The organism is Bradyrhizobium shewense, from assembly GCF_900094605.1.
Lineage (GTDB): Bacteria > Pseudomonadota > Alphaproteobacteria > Rhizobiales > Xanthobacteraceae > Bradyrhizobium > Bradyrhizobium shewense.
Genome location: NZ_FMAI01000034.1, coordinates 53,682 through 68,547, shown reverse-complemented (window position 1 = coordinate 68,547; position 14,866 = coordinate 53,682). Strand labels below are relative to the sequence as shown.

The window sequence follows — 14,866 nt, the reverse complement described above, 5'->3', positions numbered from 1 at the left end:
GCCAGCGACGATCTGATTGCCGGCCTCCTCAATCGCAACGGCCTCAAGACCGGTAACGGCAATCGCTGGACCCGCGAGCGCGTCACATCAATGCGCTCGAACTACCACATCCCGGTGTTCAAGCCCGCGGAGGACGGGATCGAGCCATGGCTCAACCTTGGCAACGCCGCAAAGCTCCTGAAGATCGCGCCCAAGACGCTCCGACTGGCCGCTGAAGCCGGCGAGATCGAATCCATCCATCCTCTGCCGGATGGTCCTTGGATCCTCGCCCGCACCTGGCTGATAACAACTGCTGCTCAAACTATCGCCGAACGAGCGCGACAGAACCCAAAATACCCCGCGGGATCGCATCCCGCCCAACAAAATCTCTTCTCTTCAATCACATAGCCAGATGGGTGTTCTGATGCGCAGTTGTAGTCTCTACGCCAATCCTCCATTTTCTGCCGCGCGTCGTCAAGGCTCAGGAACCAGTGCGTGTTCAGGCACTCGCTTCTGAGCTTGCCGTTGAAAGATTCGATGAAGCTGTTGTCCGTCGGTTTTCCCGGCCGCGAGAAATCCAGCACCACACCCTTCTGGTAAGCCCAGATATCGAGATCGCGGGAGATAAACTCTGATCCCTGGTCGACGCGGATCGTCCTGGGATAGCCAAGGATCTTGCAGATACGCTCCAAGGTCAGCACGACATCCTCGCCTCGATAACTGAAGCGCGGATCGACGGCTGGCGAGAAGCGACTGAAGGTGTCCACGATCGTGAGAACACGGATCTTGCGGCCCGTGGCGAGCTGGTCGTGAACGAAGTCCATTGCCCAGGTCTCATTGATCTGGCGTGCTTCCGTCCTATCCTCGCGCAGCTTGGCCTTCACGCGACGCTTCGGCGCTTTGTTGCGTAATTGCAGGCTTAACTCCCGATAAAGACGATATCCTTCTTTCGACAGCGGCGCTTTCCGAAATGCGCGACTGCCCAGCCATATACTGAATTTCCCGCTGGAAGACTTCGCCTCAACGAAGACCCCCTCCTGATCCGAAAGCTGGTCGCAGCGTTCTACGGCTCCAACGAAAACTATTATCGACGAAAAGCATTCCGACCCGAAATTCTCGAAGAGCGCCACGTTCTGAGTCCGATGCATATGCAGATACTATCGCTCTCCCACCTGTATAGCGATCCATTGACGGCGACCGCGGATGATCGTCCGTCGAGTCAGCAGCTAACCGTCTATCTTCCCATCTTTGATGGCCGCCTCGGTCATGCGGTATTCGATGTTGCAGTTGTCTTTTGCGCGAACTTCGACCTTCACCGTGTTGTTGCGGAGGTTCTTATAGGACGAAGTGCCCCCCGGCGCGACCGTGAGGTTTTCCATGTTGGTGAAGATTGCCGCCAGCAGTTGCTCGCGCTCAAGATCATCCTACAAAACGAGCTGAATGCCGGTCGCATTTCTCTGGAACCGCCAGACGTTCATTAAGTACCCGGAAACGGGAAAGCAGGCGCGCCGCGAAGAACGGGGCGGTCCCAAGGGCATCTACGCTACGCGCCCGAAGCACCTGCTCTCGGGGCTCATCAAATGCGGATGCTGTGGATCGGGCTACATCGTCGGCGGAAACGACAAGCGCGGTTCGCTCTTTCTGTGCTCACGCATGAAGGAGACCGGGCTTTGTCAGAACCGGCGCTCCGTCGCCAGAGAGGCGATCGAGCAAGGAGTTCTAAGGGGCATCGAGGAAGAGTTGGCCTCCCCCGAGCTGATCGCAGAATACGTGCGCGAGTATCAGCGGATATCCCGCGAGCTGAACAGCTCGACGGCCCATCGGCGCCGCGACCTGGAAAAGCGGCTGGGCAACATCAACGCTGCGATCTCGAGGGCGGTCGACGCTCTGCTGGGCGAAGCGCCAAGCCGCGCTCTCCGCGACCGCCTGGCGTCGCTGGAGATGGAGCGCGACGAGATCGAGGGCGCCATTGCCGAGGCGGCCCCGCCCGCCGTGGAGCTTCATCCCAACGCTGGCAGCGCCTACCGCGACCAGATGCGCAATCTGAAGAAGGCCCTTGCGGAGTCAGATGAGGACAGCCGCGCTGCGGCGAACGAGGCCATTCGGGAGATTGTTGAGAAGGTCGTTATTCACCCGAGCGGACCCTACAAGCCGGTCAGGACCGAGATTTACGGCCAACTCGCCGCCCTGCTCAGGATTTCTGAGAGGGCGGCTGAACCCCTAGAGTCTAGGGGGCGTTGGTTGCGGGGAGGCGCAACACCCGGTCCTTGCGGAATGGTTCCCAAAACGCGAAAGACAATTCCCTCGGGTCGCCTAAGCAGACATCGCAAGAATCGCTGGTTGCGGGGGCACGCAAAGCGCGATTATTGCGATTGGTCGAGGGAACTATTCCGCTCTTAGCAGCCTAGAGGAGTCCACACGAGCGTGTCGTCTGCGCGAACTTCTCTTTGCCAAGCTTGGGGCCAAAACGTTCGACTTCCTTCACCCCCGAAATGGCGCGATAACAGGCGTCTAGCGTGAACTCGAGGGTCTGAGCCGCCTTCCCTGCCAGCGGATTATCACCTCCATGCCTGCTCAGAATCAAGACGCGGGCACAGAGCCAAACGCGCGGCTCGGCCTGAATCGAAAGGGGCCGCCTCACAGCTACCCCTTGCCGGTTACAATCTTGTTCGGGATGAAATGCCAGCCCCGGCGTTGTCCACTTAAAGGTATCTTAATGCCGAGTGGAATTCCGGATGACTACTGTTCGGAGCTGGCTTAATTCTCGAGTGCCATGAAGAAAACTCAACGCTACACTCCGTGGATACCCGCAAGCTCGATCCCCCTGCCGGCCAAGGGCATTGTCGTCCCGGCCCGGCCCCGATGGTTCCAAGAAGTGAAGCACGACCGCTATCGTCCGCCCGTGCGGCTGATCACGCGTGGCGGCTACAATTGAACTCAACCGCTATCCCTGGATCGTCGAGGCCGCAAGGTCTGCATGAAGGACCATCATGCTTGGCGCCGCATCACCCTTCACTCGCCCAGGCACAGGCGGAAGTGCAGTTTTGCGCTTTCGACGTTCCCGTCGAACTCGTGACGACCTCCTCATGCTTCCGTCAATGCGGAAGAGAACTTGGAGCGCTTAATGGCGCGTCGTCCTGAGGGCACCTTCTTAATCCCCTCGAACGTGGCGAGCCTGGGCCTGATCTATTTCGAGTTGCCTGCGACATGGAAGGATTGGCATCGAAATGCCGCGACCGGCCCTACGATGCTGGAAGTTGTCGTTACCGGATCAAAGTGAAGAACCGCAGGCATCTGGAATGGAGCGAGCGCTTGACGCGTTCGCAAGTCGGCAACCCGATTACGCCGGAGAAATCAAGTGACCAGAAAGACGAATAGCAAACGCAAAGAGTACACCAAGGACGACGTCAAGCTACTGAAGGCGCATTCCAAGGCCCGCACCCCCGTCGCCAAACTCTCGAAACTGATGAAGCGATCCGAAGGCTCGTTGAGACAGAAGGCTCGCAGCCTTGGAGTTGGACTGGGCCATCAGCGTTAAACGAAAAGGCGCCCCGGCGGGTTCACCCGTCGCGGACCTTCTACGCGTTCACGCCATTTCCCGGTAACGCCGGTCAGCTCGCGCGCAAGGTGTTGGCGATCGGGATCGGCGATGTCGCGAGCGAACTCGCATTTTTTAGGGCAGGTCGGCTCAGTGCATCACCATCATCGCCGCCTCGCCAGGGGTCGTGCTCAGTACCATCAGGGCATCTACAAAAAAACTAGCCTTCACTCACAGCGTCGAGACCGCTGCCACGATTTCGCCTCCGGGCGATCGGCTAATTCATCAGTGTCATGCAGCGATTCGCGTGAGGCATTGGATGCCGGACTTGACGCTCTGGAACAAGCTAACTCGCAGGGAGCAGAGAATTGTCATTAAGCTGTTCGGCGGAGGTTCCACGCATGGCGACAGCCTGATCGAGACGGTCAACCTCACGCGGCTGGGTCTCGTCACTGAGACCGGTTTAACCTCGGCCGGCCTTGAGGTCTTCGTCGCTGCTTTCAAAGCGCAACGTGACGCGCGTCAGCGGGAATTGCTGGCGTGAATCACGCTGGCGCTATCAGAACGGCAACCCGGCTGCGAGATGCTATGTTCGGTTAGACGGGTCGGGTGCGCCGGACCCGATGCCAAGCTAAAGGTGCTTGGCGGCTAGCAAGCCCAGCAGCACGGTGCCTGACACGGCAAACATCGCGATCATGTTGAGCAAGTTTTCGCACAGCGACCGAAACTGTCGTGGCATTGCCCCGTGACTTAGACTTCTTTTGCTTCGGCCTTTTACCATTGCCGAGATTGCTCAAGATGGAGGAGCTCAGAGCTGCAAAACGCTCCAATGTGTCATTCGGCCTGCAAGATATTGACCCCCGTATTGCCTCATCCGAGGTAAGCATCGTTCCGCTCCCATCTTCTCGCGGCACATGGGGTATGCGAGTTTCACGATCTCTTCGATGGGATCGGCTTGCGTCTGTGCGTGACCATACGCTTAAGGCCGACATGACGGCGCGCCGGCTGGAAGTGATCACGGAGACGGGACGCCGTCGTTGGTCTCGAAAGACAACAAGGCCCGGATCGTCGAGGAGACGCTAGTACCAGGCGCGGTCGTTTCCGAGATTGCCCGGCGACACGGGCTGACCCCACAACAAGTGTTCACCTGGCGCCGGCAAGCACGCGGATTGCCGCGGCCGATGGCGATCCGCCGTTTGTACCGGGGTCGTCGAAATTTCGACGGGCGGTGGTGAACCGTTCGCCTGCCACGCGTCCATGCCGTTTACGACCATCTGGCCGATTTCCGCGAGTTGCAGGATGTCATCGCCGACAAGCGGCGCGGTCTCGCCAAGGCGAGCATCAGCGGCGTGCTCAGCGAAAGCTGCATCCGCGATGCGAAGATTATGCCCGATGACGTGGCGCATCTGGATATTCGGAGTCGAAACCGCAAGCGCTTCCGGTGACAGCGCCACATCCCCTACGCACGCCATCCGTACCACGTTGACACGCAGGTTCCGTGACACACTTCCAATGCTGTTATTCCGCGCCGCCGCTGCCGCACATGTTCGGCACTGGCAATGCTCTTGCTGATGAAACGGTAAACCGACCAGCAGCATTGAAAGGTGTGCCGCAATGAGATCCATGGTGTTTCAAAAAAGTGCGGTCGGCCTTGCTGTCAGGTACGCACCTCCGTTCTTACTGGGCCGTCTGCTGACACGGCGAAAGACCCTCCGGCTGCGCCGAAAGCTGCCGTCCTGGACGGGCCTTGCGCTACTGGTGCTTGTCGCGGACATCCTGATGGCGGTGTTCGCCTGGGTCGCTGTCGGCTTCGTCCTGAAGTGAAATGTCTCCCTTGAGCAGGCAGAACGCTGCCAGCAGGTAGGCGATCTGGCCGACGAGGACGGATCCGATGACGACGGACACGCCAGCGAAGAAGCCAAAGCCGGAGGCCTGAAGAACGACCGCGGCGAGGACCGCGGTTGCCGGAGACACTAGCACCATGGCCCAGACCCGAAAGAAGAGGCCCGTCCCCAGTCCGATGATTGCGCTCCCTAGCAGGACTAGGATAGTCGTCACATTTCAATTCCAGTTTGAGTGCGCGCCGCACTGCAATCCATCATCTGGATCGCTCTAACAAGAATGTCGTTGTCCGCCGCGCCGACGAGGCGGAGTTAGTGTTAACCTCGACAATGTCCTTAAAATTGATCCCCACGCGGGCCAAACCTGTTCTGACGGGCTGGTCTCGAAACAGCTCGATCGGCCTTACCGCGGCGGACGGCAATCAGTGTCAGGCACCGTGCTGCTGGACTTGCTAGCCGCCAGGCACTTAGCTTGGTCAGAGCGCGAAACGCAGCAAGCGCGCTCGCTTCAAGTGAACGCAAAGGCGAGCAGGCTCGAGCAGAGCACCACCAGACCGACCGCGGTCAGCGTCAGGAAGCTGTCGGAGACGAGGTCACGATTGCGCATGAGACACGCACTATTGCTCCGTAGGAGCGAGGGAGGCGGTCCCGCCTTGGCTCGACAAGAAATCAGCCGGCCACTGCCTCAAGCGCCTTCTGCCGCCAGCGCTCGTGCTTAGGTCTCGGGAATGGGACACCGGCTAGAGGGATGCGGAGATCGTCATGCGCACACCTCTATTGGCCTTCGCGACATTAGACCTAGCCCTGCGTCAGGATCGGGCGTTTCTTGGGGTGAACCCGCAGCATTGCTTCGTTCTATTGGATATGGCGCGGGAAAGCGGCGCGATGTCGAGCGACCACGATCGAGGCTGCGTTCATCTTACCGATCTCGTCGATAGAGAAAGTCGTCGGCGCAGGCGGCCGCAACTTACGATGCGTTCGCGCATCTCATCTTCGTAGAGCACTGTCGAGCTCATACCGCCCCACTGCAGGTTAGCGCACAAGCTGCCATCATGGCCGTTAGCTGAATTCGGCGATCGATTAAACGCATCGGTCCGTACGCAACGTACAGAATTGTGCCCCCGCGTTTGCGGCGACAATGGACAAGGGTCGGCCCCGCCTTAGCCACCGCTAAATAATGAGTTCGGCAACCCCATGCCGCGCCGGACGTAGCGACTTCAAGAATTCATCTTTTCTCAAATGTTTGTCGCGACCTTCCAGCACTGGCGGCAACGTTAGAACCAGTCCTGCGGGGTCCCAGATGAGGACGTATCTGAGCTCGTATCTCTCGAAGCTTTTCGCGGGGGATCTGGCGGCTTTCGGCGGCCCTGCGACCGATGAAGCGGTCGCAGGGCACATTCGCGCGGAGCAGATCTCCCTCGTCCTTGGTTATTCCCTGGGCATAATGCTGGCCAACGCCTGCAATGCGACGGTGCTGGCAATTGCCCTCTGGCACTCGCCCAACAGAAACTATGCCTTGATCTGGGCAGCTGCCGTGGTTTGCGGCGCGTTATCGATAGGCTTGAAGGCGCGTTTATCACGACGGATTAGGAAGCCGCACTTCGTCTCCGCACAGGCGATGCATCGGCTGGTGCGAAATGCGCTCGTTCTTGGAACCGCTTGGGCGGTCGTTCCGGTAGCTTTCTTCGCCGATGCCTCGAATGGCGGCCAACTCGTGATTACATGTCTTTGCTCCGGGATGCTCGCGGGCGGAGCATTCGCCTTCGCTACGATTCCGGTGGCGGCGGTTGCATTCACGGCTCCGATTTTTGTGGGTACGGCAATCTGCCTCGGCAGAAATGGCGATTTCGTCTATCTGCTCGTCGCTATCCTTGTTGTGGCCTATGGCTTCGTGCTTCTGCGCGGCGTTTTCGCCCATTCTTTCGAATTCACGAAACGCACCATTGCTCAATTGGAGGCCGAAAGGAGGGTCCGTCGGGATCCCCTGACCCAGTTGCCGAACCGTTTCGCCTTCAATGAAAGCCTCGAAGCTGCCCTCAACCGGTTGGCTCGTTCGGGCGAGGAATTCGCGGTTTTTCTGCTTGATCTCGATCGCTTTAAGGAAGTGAACGACAAATTCGGGCACCCTGCAGGAGATGAGTTTCTCATTCAGGCCGCGGCGAGACTGCGGCGATGCGCACGTGAGACCGATACTGTCGCGCGGATCGGCGGGGACGAATTTGCGCTGATCATGACCAATCTGGCCAAAGTAGAAGAAGCCTTGGAAATTGCCGAGCGCTTCGTCGGCGCTTTCGGCGAGCCATTCCTGATCGAAAGATGCGAGATCGCGGGCGCGACGAGCGTCGGAATCGTGTTGGCCCCGCGCGATGGCAATACGCCTCATGAGCTCCTGAAAAATGTCGACCTTGCGCTCTATCGCGCAAAAAAAGCGGGGCCCGGAACGGTTCGCTTCTTTGAGGTCAGCGACGACAAATCAGCGCGCGATCGCAGGGCGCTGCAACGGGATCTGGAGGAGGCGATCGAAAAAGACGAGCTTTTTCTCGTCTACCAACCGTTCTTTGATATTCGCGAGAACCGAGTAACCGGCTTTGAGGCCTTGCTGCGCTGGCAACATCCTGTCCGGGGCGTCATTTCGCCGGCTGAGTTCATTCCAATTGCCGAAGAAACCGGCTTGATCCACCCGATCGGTGAGTGGGTGGTCCGACGCGCCTGCTTAACGCTGTCGAACTGGCCCTCTGATCTCAGGGTCGCCGTTAATTTTTCTGCAGCTCAATTCCATAGCGCCAGCATTCTGCAAACAATCGTGCACGCGCTGGCGGAGGCCAGAGTTGCCCCTAGCCGCCTTGAAATCGAAATAACGGAGTCGATGCTGATTTCAAAGTACGGGCCGGCATCATCGATCCTGAATTCACTCCTGCAACTGGGGGTGACCGTGGCGCTCGACGATTTCGGAACAGGATTTTCGTCGCTGACCTATCTACTGAAATTGCCTTATACCCGCATCAAAATCGATCAGTCATTTATACGCGACATGCTGACACGGCCGGATAGCGCGGCGATCGTAAAATCAATAATCACGCTGGCGCAGGATCTGCATATTGGCGTGGTCGCGGAAGGCGTTGAGACCACGGAGCAGCTCGGGTGTTTGCGCCAAACGAGCTGTGATGAAGTCCAAGGATATCTCATCGGTCGGCCGGTATCAGCCGACCGCATCTTCGCCCTGCTCGATCAAGATAAGCAATGGTCGACGCCTGCCGCTTGAAACGCCTTGTGCAAACCGACCGACCATCATGCCGCGACGTCGCGTGCGGCGCTGGCATTGCTAGCTATTACGCCTCGAGCGACCGACGAGGCGAGCATCCCCAGAAGCATCTGGCGGTCTTCGCCGGCATCCTGCAAGCCGATTGCTACAGCGGGTTCGAACCGCTGTTCGAGCCGCAGAAGAAGGTGCGGCAGATTACGCCGGCATTTTGCCTTGCCCACGCGCGGCGGGGCTTCTTCGAACTGGCTGACATCGAGAAAAATGCTCGGGAAGGTAAGAAGGGCAAACCGGCCTCTCCGATCGCGCTGGAGGCGGTCAGGCGAGTCGCCTTAAGCGCGAGTACACGTGAACGTTCATTCGTCTGGATAGTCTGCTAGATCGAGCTTCGTCTCAAATCGGTAGTGACGAATGCGCGCTTTGCGGTAGCGCATCGCCTTCCCGTCGAGAACGAGATATTTGAAACGTCCGGCGAGCAGCATTCGCATCACGGAGTCCAAGGCGTCGATGGCCATGGTAAAGCCGCCGCTCAATCTGCTGTCGCGCTCATTCAGATATTGCGATCCGCTAGGTACAGGATGCGCGGACGGCGATGTTCGCCCGTCCGATTCCACCGCGAAGACCAGAGCTTCCAGCAAATCTGAAATGCAACAAAGGTCTTACCGGTGCCCGTGGCCATTGTGAGCAGGAGGCGCTCGTGGCCCTTGAGGATCGCTTCAACCGTGCGGTTGATGGCGATCTGTTGATAGTATCGCTCGTCCTTACCGCCGGTGTGATTGAACGGAGTCAGGAGTCGCTCGCCGACCTCGACTTTTCCGAGGCCTTGTCCTGCTTGATAACGCGCCCAAAGCTCTTGGGGCGTTGCGTAGTCTGTGACGTGGGTTTCCTTGCCGGTGAAATAGTCGATTTCAATGATGTCATGCCCGTTGGTCGCATAAGCGAATTTGAGGCCGAGCATTTCAGCGTAAGTGCGGGCCTGCTGGACGGCATCGGCAGCGGTCTTGTAGGCCGCTTTGGCCTCGACCACTGCAAGCGGAAAATCGCGCATGTAGCGCAGAAGGTAATCAACTCGCGTCGGTGGCTTGCGGATGAAGCCTTTCCCGACCGGAACGACACGGCCGTCTGTAATCGTCCGCTGCTCGGCGATGGAGTGAGGATCGCTATCCCAACCCGCACTTTGAAGTTTGGGTACAACGAATTTTCGGCAGGTGTCCGCTTCTGTGGCCATTAATCCATAAGACCAAATCGGATTGAGAAAGGAAAGAAGGACAACTTAAGGCAGCTTGTCGCGGAGGTAGTAACGTCCGCATTCTGGTCAAAAGAGATTCCAGCAAAGCACAATAAAATCAATCCCCTAATGACACGGGTAGCCTAAAGTACCGTTGAACAGCACCTTTTCAAGAGCCTCCACGAGTTGGGTGCGGCGCTCCTTCGTGAGCTTGTCGAGGTTCTGCTGGCGCCATTTGACGGCTGGTAGATTGGCCGCGTCGGGCACGCCGAGGAGACCCCAATCCGGTTGCCCTCTCTCGAACGACACCAGGAATTTTCGGTGATCGGCCGGCATCTTGCCAACGATCTCATCAACAAGCTACTTACGCGCCGTTATCAGTTCGTCCTTTGATACGGGCTTGTCGGTCATGCCTTCAAAGCCGTGAAGGAATTCATCGCTGATATCTTTCTGGGGGGACGCAAGGACCTCGGACATTGGACGGTCGTGACTTAATAGGTAGACAATGAACGCCTTGCGTATCTCATCCGTAATGCCTTCGTTCGCCAGCAGGTCGCGAACATCGAACAAATCGCGGGGATGCTGTCGATCCAGCGCGGCAACGATCTTACCGGCATAGAGATCGGCGAAGGAGACCGTGCGGGTCTCTGCAAACCCAAACTCGTTTTCGACGGCGGGCCGCGCGGCGGTTAGAGCGGGCTCGAAGACACATCCGCGCAAAACAGGCGTAACTTCAATCTTGATCTGGACGTTCTGGGAACGAACGACAAGCTTGACGGTGGCCCCCTCTCTTTGAGTCTCGTGCACCTGCGCGCCTGGGATCTTCTCTTTGATCTTTCCGACTATGCGTTTCATCGCAGCGTCTATGTCGGCAAGGGATTCAGCTCGCGGCGCTACGGGGACATAAGTAAGATCAATATCCACAGACAGTCGGGGCATGTCTCGGACGAACAGATTGATCGCGGTGCCGCCTTTCAAGGCAAAGCATTCTTCCTCGGTGACGAACGGAAGAACGCGCAGCAGAAGTGCGACCTGTTTTTTGTAAACGTCAGCGAACGCCATTGAGGTCTCCGGGGACGGTTATCTGATAGGTAGGATCGAGGACGCCACCTCTAACGAGCATACGTTTGCCGTGGCCCAGGTCGACGGTTTCTTTGCTGAGGCGTTTGAGCCAGGCATGGTTGTGGCGGTCGGCGAAGTAGAAGAATAGACGCTTGACCTTCACGCTCGCACAATCGTGCAAAAGTTTTTGCAAACGGTCCGGCCGAAGGTTGGCAAGCCCACCAAGCAGGGAATCGACCTGTTCAAAGCTTTCGTTGTTAGGCAGTTCATCGAGCAGCTCGAAGACGGCACGCTCGGGCGTCGAGAGCGTTAGAGGCCAGTCCCATTGCCCCCAGTTCAGTTGCGTGACGTCACCGCCGCGAAACGCTGTGACATCTGTCATCTTTCCGGTTTCGACATTCCAGCGGACGCTGCTTATGCCCTTCGCAACGGGATCGTTTTTGAAGAGCCTCCGGTCATTGTGATAGACGAACTTGACGGGCAGCAGCAGCTTGTGGACCCACGGCGGCGGCGCCTTAGGTCCATAGAGATGAACGCGAGTGGTCGATTGCGGGAGGTAGTGCGCATAGCCCTGTAGTTCGAGTGCCGTTCGTCCTCCGAGGACGAGAGGCGAATACTTCAGGATCGTCTGAAGCGAGATCACCACCTGTTGCCAGCTCAAGCTCCCGCGCGGTCGACGAAAGACACCGCGGGCAGGCTGCTCAAGCCAACCGGATTTGACATACTGGTGCTGAAGTTGGGTCGAATAGCCGTGGGCCTTGAGCCAAACCGCATCGACGAGCATTCCTTCCGGAAGGATGTTCGCGAGTTGGTTTAGAAGTTTCCCTCTTTGTCTATTCATAATTGATAATATAGCATACTTTCAAACCAAAGTCGAGTTTGAAAATAGGCCTATAGATCAAGCTGTTATTGATCAATCGATAGTTTTCTAAACCAGCTCGACAGCGGAGAGACGGCCCAGCCGGAGGCTTCTCGACGCCTGCGGCGTTGGTTGCGGGAGCTGGATTTGAACCAGCGACCTCAAGGTTATGAGCCTTGCGAGCTACCAGGCTGCTCCATCCCGCGGCCTGAAGAGGGGACCGGTATGCTCGCAACACCTTAAAGTTGCAAGATATTTATTTTCCTCCTGAAGTGTGTTCCCATCGTCGCGATCGACGGCCGACTGCGGCGAATGCTTCAAACGGAGGCTCCAGATCCGGGCCGGCACTCAAGGCATCTTGCGTGAGCACAGCACCCTTTTTTTTGTGCCGCTTTGTGCCAGTTTTGTGCCGTGGAATTTGTAGGAGAGATCGGGAATCTCGGACGGAATTCCCGTAACCCATTATGAAATAATGGTTTTTGCTGGTAACCGGTGAGAAGGATTTGTAAGGAATGAAAAAGCCCGCCAGAGGCGGGCTAATTCTTTGATTTCATTTCGAAATTTTGGTTGCGGGGATAGGATTTGAACCTATGACCTTCAGGTTATGAGACGGATGGTAATTGACGCAACCATTTGAAATATATTCACTAAATCGACGTCAAAATATTTACGTGCTAGCACTTGTGCTAAATCAGCGACTTGGACCGCCCCGAGTGTGATAGATGTCACACTATTGGGCAACGTTCTTGACGGGACCCCCAGCCGGGACGGATGGTCTGCTATCGCCTCGCTACCGAGCTCATCCACCGGAGCCTGCGCCCCTCCCCGCTCCTGCCCGCAATTCAGCACAGTTGCCAACCGGCAAAGAAACCGGCAAAATAACCGGCAATTTCAAGAACTTATTTTGTCATAAGCCATTGATTTACATACATTATAACCGGCAAAGAAAGCGGCAAAATTGACATCTCCTACCACCATGGAACCCCTCATTCCCGAGGAGAACAAGGCTCTTTCGGACCTTGCAACAGACTTGGTTGCCAAGAGCAACGCTCTGGCTGGCCGCCTGCACCCCGTTATTCAGCAAGGAATCGGCGACTTGGTCCGTTCGATGAACTGCTACTACAGCAACCTCATCGAGGGGCATCATACTCACCCGGTCGACATCGACCGCGCGCTCGCCGGGGATTACAGCGCCGAACCCGAGAAGCGCAATCTTCAGCTTGAAGCCCGCGCACACATTGATGTGCAGCGGAAGATCGACCTTGAACTAGCCCCCTCCCCCTCGACATCGAAGGAGTTCGTCCTTTGGGTCCATAAGGAGTTCTGCCAGCAACTACCTCCCGAACTTCTCATCGTCAAAGACCCGAAGTCAGGGAAGGAAGAAAATGTCGTCCCGGGCGAGTTGCGACAGATACACGTCAAGGTCGGCCACCACATCGCCCCGGCTCCTGAGGACCTAGCTCCGCTGCTCGAACGCTTTGCTTCCGCCTACGGAAACGAGAAGCTCCCGAAAATCCAACGCATCATCGGGGTAGCAGCCTCGCATCACCGGCTCTTATGGATTCACCCGTTCGCGGACGGCAACGGACGCGTTGCGCGGCTGTTCTCGCACGCCTTCCTCAAAGAGCTTGGTATCGGCTCCAGCCTCTGGTCAGTCTCGCGTGGCCTGGCCCGCGCCGTTGACAAATATAAAGCAGCGCTTCAAGCCGCTGACGAGCCTCGCCGTGGCGACCTCGACGGCCGAGGTAACCTGACCCAGGCTGGCCTTGTAGAGTTCTGCACGTTCTTCCTCACAAGCTGCGTAGATCAGGTGGCCTTCATGGAATCCCTGTTCGAACCCGCCGAACTCCAGCGACGCATGGAAATCTGGTGCGAGGAGGAAATGCGCGCCGATCGCCTGCCGAAGGGAAGCTGGCCCCTGCTTCGCGAAGCTCTGCTTGCAGGAGAGTTCTCTCGCGGCAAGGCGCCTGAACTTACGGGCTATCAGGAACGCCAAGCGAGAACCGTCCTCAACTCTCTCATTGAAAAAGGTTTCCTGGTCTCTCCGACCTCACGCTCGACAGTCCGGCTGGGCTTCCCGCTCGCTGTCGTCGACCGTTGGTTTCCTCGTCTGTACACCGGGCCAGCGGTTGCGGCATGACGGACACTTTGCGAGAGCAGTTTTCAAAGATTCCCTGGTCCTCTTTCGGGCGCCCGACACCTGTATCCAATCTTGCCCGCTCAGTTTTGCCAGTAGGTAATTTTCCGACACGAATGCCGTCGCGCGAATCCGGTTTCACCGTGGCCCTCGGCGAACCGGACTATGAAAAGTACCTGATGGACATTCAGGGTACAGCTTTCCAGGTCGGGCGCGGAAAACTGGTGACGTGCTGGCACGTCTGTGAGGCTCTCAAAGTAAAGGAGGGCCATGCGTATATCCAAACAACGTATCAGCGCGCGGACGGCGTGTGGCTTAAAGGCTATTGGCCCGTTGAAGGCCAGTTCAACTTCATCGATCCCCGCATTCAAAGGGGAAATCCTGACGTGGATATCGGGATCATAGTCAGCACAGCGGTCGGCGATGAAGTGGTTCCTTATGACGTGCCTCCCGTAACCTGGGGAGACTCTACGCAACTGGGTGTCGGCGATCGGGTACTTATCGGTGGCTATCCCTTGGGGAGGGATATGTTCCTGGCCCTCTCGACCAACCGTGGCATCGTCCAACCGACCTTCTACGACGGCATCATCAGTGCGATTATCCCAGCCACCAAGGAAACCGAGACGCGCCTCATCCAGATCAGCACGATTTCGATGGGCGGCATCAGCGGCGGTGTTGTCTGCGATCCGACCTCGGGCGCCGTTCTTGGCATGGTAACCAGCGGTCTTGAGACGGCTGGTCAGTCGATGCCAATCACCTATGCGATCCCAAGCGAAGTCATCCGCCCCTACGCAGACGCAATCAGCTTCAAGGTCAAAGGCGGAGAAGTCTGGCGATAGCAGCTCGCTGCTTAGCAAGCGGAGCCAGCTCGTTCAACCGGACTAAAGTACCCCACTCTGAACATGGACTCCGGTCTGCCGCGTGCAGCAGGCCGCCATCGTCCATCACACCAAAGTAGTGTTT

General features: G+C 57.6%; 14 protein-coding genes, 1 tRNA gene and 4 pseudogenes. 10 read left to right on the top strand and 9 right to left on the bottom strand.

Annotated elements, in window-relative coordinates:
* Positions 1-387 (top strand): annotated as a pseudogene (locus GA0061098_RS37880) (recombinase family protein); the annotation flags it as partial.
* Here GA0061098_RS37880 and GA0061098_RS37875 read toward each other — a convergent pair.
* Positions 297-929: pseudogene (locus GA0061098_RS37875) on the bottom strand (DDE-type integrase/transposase/recombinase); the annotation flags it as partial. The pseudogenes GA0061098_RS37880 and GA0061098_RS37875 sit on opposite strands and share 91 nt — an antisense overlap.
* A gap of 276 nt (positions 930-1,205) precedes the next feature.
* Positions 1,206-1,358: a hypothetical protein gene (locus GA0061098_RS45405; protein WP_165637855.1), complete on the bottom strand. Its 153-nt coding sequence runs from the start codon at positions 1,356-1,358 to the stop codon at positions 1,206-1,208.
* 61 nt (positions 1,359-1,419) lie between these two features.
* On the opposite strand from GA0061098_RS45405, the gene GA0061098_RS37870 reads away from it, so the two are divergent.
* The 5 genes from GA0061098_RS37870 (at position 1,420) to GA0061098_RS47545 (ending at position 4,962) form a co-directional block, all read left to right on the top strand.
* Complete coding sequence (locus GA0061098_RS37870) at positions 1,420-2,379, top strand: recombinase zinc ribbon domain-containing protein (protein WP_245323876.1); 960 nt, start codon at positions 1,420-1,422, stop codon at positions 2,377-2,379.
* Positions 2,380-3,103: 724 nt separating this feature from the next.
* Entirely contained in the window at positions 3,104-3,259 is a 156-nt protein-coding gene (locus GA0061098_RS45400) for a hypothetical protein (protein ID WP_165637862.1), read from the top strand.
* A gap of 577 nt (positions 3,260-3,836) precedes the next feature.
* Positions 3,837-4,061 carry a hypothetical protein gene (locus GA0061098_RS37850; protein ID WP_091966416.1) on the top strand — a complete coding sequence of 75 codons (225 nt, stop codon included), beginning with the start codon at positions 3,837-3,839 and terminating at the stop codon, positions 4,059-4,061.
* 493 nt (positions 4,062-4,554) lie between these two features.
* Positions 4,555-4,752, top strand: a complete 198-nt coding sequence (locus GA0061098_RS47550) for a transposase (protein WP_091966414.1) — start codon at positions 4,555-4,557, stop codon at positions 4,750-4,752.
* Positions 4,753-4,809: 57 nt separating this feature from the next.
* Positions 4,810-4,962 (top strand): hypothetical protein, encoded by a 153-nt coding sequence (locus GA0061098_RS47545; RefSeq protein ID WP_165637861.1) that lies wholly within the window; start codon positions 4,810-4,812, stop codon positions 4,960-4,962.
* A 307-nt stretch (positions 4,963-5,269) separates the two neighbouring features.
* On the opposite strand, the gene GA0061098_RS37840 is transcribed toward GA0061098_RS47545, so the two are convergent.
* A complete protein-coding gene (locus GA0061098_RS37840) occupies positions 5,270-5,500 on the bottom strand; it encodes a hypothetical protein (RefSeq protein WP_129591052.1) in 231 nt (76 codons plus the stop codon).
* A 1,158-nt stretch (positions 5,501-6,658) separates the two neighbouring features.
* Here GA0061098_RS37840 and GA0061098_RS37835 point away from each other — a divergent pair.
* The gene (locus tag GA0061098_RS37835; protein WP_091966410.1) at positions 6,659-8,620 is read left to right on the top strand and encodes a putative bifunctional diguanylate cyclase/phosphodiesterase; all 1,962 of its coding nucleotides are present in this window, start codon (positions 6,659-6,661) and stop codon (positions 8,618-8,620) included.
* 59 nt (positions 8,621-8,679) lie between these two features.
* Positions 8,680-8,943: pseudogene (locus GA0061098_RS37830) on the top strand (IS66 family transposase); the annotation flags it as partial.
* Positions 8,944-8,973: 30 nt separating this feature from the next.
* Here the strand turns inward: GA0061098_RS37830 and GA0061098_RS45390 are convergent.
* The 6 genes and pseudogenes from GA0061098_RS45390 to GA0061098_RS37810 all read right to left on the bottom strand — a co-directional run bounded on the left by GA0061098_RS45390 (position 8,974) and on the right by GA0061098_RS37810 (position 11,972).
* The gene (locus GA0061098_RS45390) at positions 8,974-9,132 is read right to left on the bottom strand and encodes a hypothetical protein (protein ID WP_165637860.1); all 159 of its coding nucleotides are present in this window, start codon (positions 9,130-9,132) and stop codon (positions 8,974-8,976) included.
* A gap of 38 nt (positions 9,133-9,170) precedes the next feature.
* A pseudogene (locus GA0061098_RS37825) lies at positions 9,171-9,845 on the bottom strand (DEAD/DEAH box helicase family protein); the annotation flags it as partial.
* A gap of 126 nt (positions 9,846-9,971) precedes the next feature.
* Complete coding sequence (locus tag GA0061098_RS47305) at positions 9,972-10,181, bottom strand: hypothetical protein (RefSeq protein ID WP_347337556.1); 210 nt, start codon at positions 10,179-10,181, stop codon at positions 9,972-9,974.
* 24 nt (positions 10,182-10,205) lie between these two features.
* Positions 10,206-10,907, bottom strand: a complete 702-nt coding sequence (locus tag GA0061098_RS37820; protein WP_347337555.1) for a nucleotidyl transferase AbiEii/AbiGii toxin family protein — start codon at positions 10,905-10,907, stop codon at positions 10,206-10,208.
* Positions 10,894-11,748 (bottom strand): type IV toxin-antitoxin system AbiEi family antitoxin domain-containing protein, encoded by an 855-nt coding sequence (locus tag GA0061098_RS37815; protein ID WP_091966406.1) that lies wholly within the window; start codon positions 11,746-11,748, stop codon positions 10,894-10,896. Before GA0061098_RS37815 ends, GA0061098_RS37820 begins: the two co-directional genes overlap by 14 nt.
* Positions 11,749-11,895: 147 nt before the next feature.
* Positions 11,896-11,972 (bottom strand) — tRNA-Met (locus tag GA0061098_RS37810).
* Between the two features lie 770 nt (positions 11,973-12,742).
* On the opposite strand from GA0061098_RS37810, the gene GA0061098_RS37805 reads away from it, so the two are divergent.
* On the top strand, positions 12,743-13,906 hold the full coding sequence (locus GA0061098_RS37805; protein WP_091966405.1) for a Fic family protein: 1,164 nt from the start codon (positions 12,743-12,745) through the stop codon (positions 13,904-13,906).
* Positions 13,903-14,742 (top strand): S1 family peptidase, encoded by an 840-nt coding sequence (locus GA0061098_RS37800; protein ID WP_245323872.1) that lies wholly within the window; start codon positions 13,903-13,905, stop codon positions 14,740-14,742. The genes GA0061098_RS37805 and GA0061098_RS37800 overlap by 4 nt, the downstream gene beginning before the upstream one ends.
* Positions 14,743-14,866: the final 124 nt, after the last annotated feature.

Coding starts and splice junctions, on each gene's coding strand:
- GA0061098_RS45405 (WP_165637855.1), bottom strand. CDS start 1,358: ATGGAAAACCTCACGGTCGCGCCGGGGGGCACTTCGTCCTATAAGAAC.
- GA0061098_RS37870 (WP_245323876.1), top strand. CDS start 1,420: ATGCCGGTCGCATTTCTCTGGAACCGCCAGACGTTCATTAAGTACCCG.
- GA0061098_RS45400 (WP_165637862.1), top strand. CDS start 3,104: ATGGCGCGTCGTCCTGAGGGCACCTTCTTAATCCCCTCGAACGTGGCG.
- GA0061098_RS37850 (WP_091966416.1), top strand. CDS start 3,837: ATGCCGGACTTGACGCTCTGGAACAAGCTAACTCGCAGGGAGCAGAGA.
- GA0061098_RS37840 (WP_129591052.1), bottom strand. CDS start 5,500: ATGGTGCTAGTGTCTCCGGCAACCGCGGTCCTCGCCGCGGTCGTTCTT.
- GA0061098_RS37835 (WP_091966410.1), top strand. CDS start 6,659: ATGAGGACGTATCTGAGCTCGTATCTCTCGAAGCTTTTCGCGGGGGAT.
- GA0061098_RS45390 (WP_165637860.1), bottom strand. CDS start 9,132: ATGGCCATCGACGCCTTGGACTCCGTGATGCGAATGCTGCTCGCCGGA.
- GA0061098_RS47305 (WP_347337556.1), bottom strand. CDS start 10,181: ATGCCGGCCGATCACCGAAAATTCCTGGTGTCGTTCGAGAGAGGGCAA.
- GA0061098_RS37820 (WP_347337555.1), bottom strand. CDS start 10,907: ATGGCGTTCGCTGACGTTTACAAAAAACAGGTCGCACTTCTGCTGCGC.
- GA0061098_RS37815 (WP_091966406.1), bottom strand. CDS start 11,748: ATGAATAGACAAAGAGGGAAACTTCTAAACCAACTCGCGAACATCCTT.
- GA0061098_RS37805 (WP_091966405.1), top strand. CDS start 12,743: ATGGAACCCCTCATTCCCGAGGAGAACAAGGCTCTTTCGGACCTTGCA.
- GA0061098_RS37800 (WP_245323872.1), top strand. CDS start 13,903: ATGACGGACACTTTGCGAGAGCAGTTTTCAAAGATTCCCTGGTCCTCT.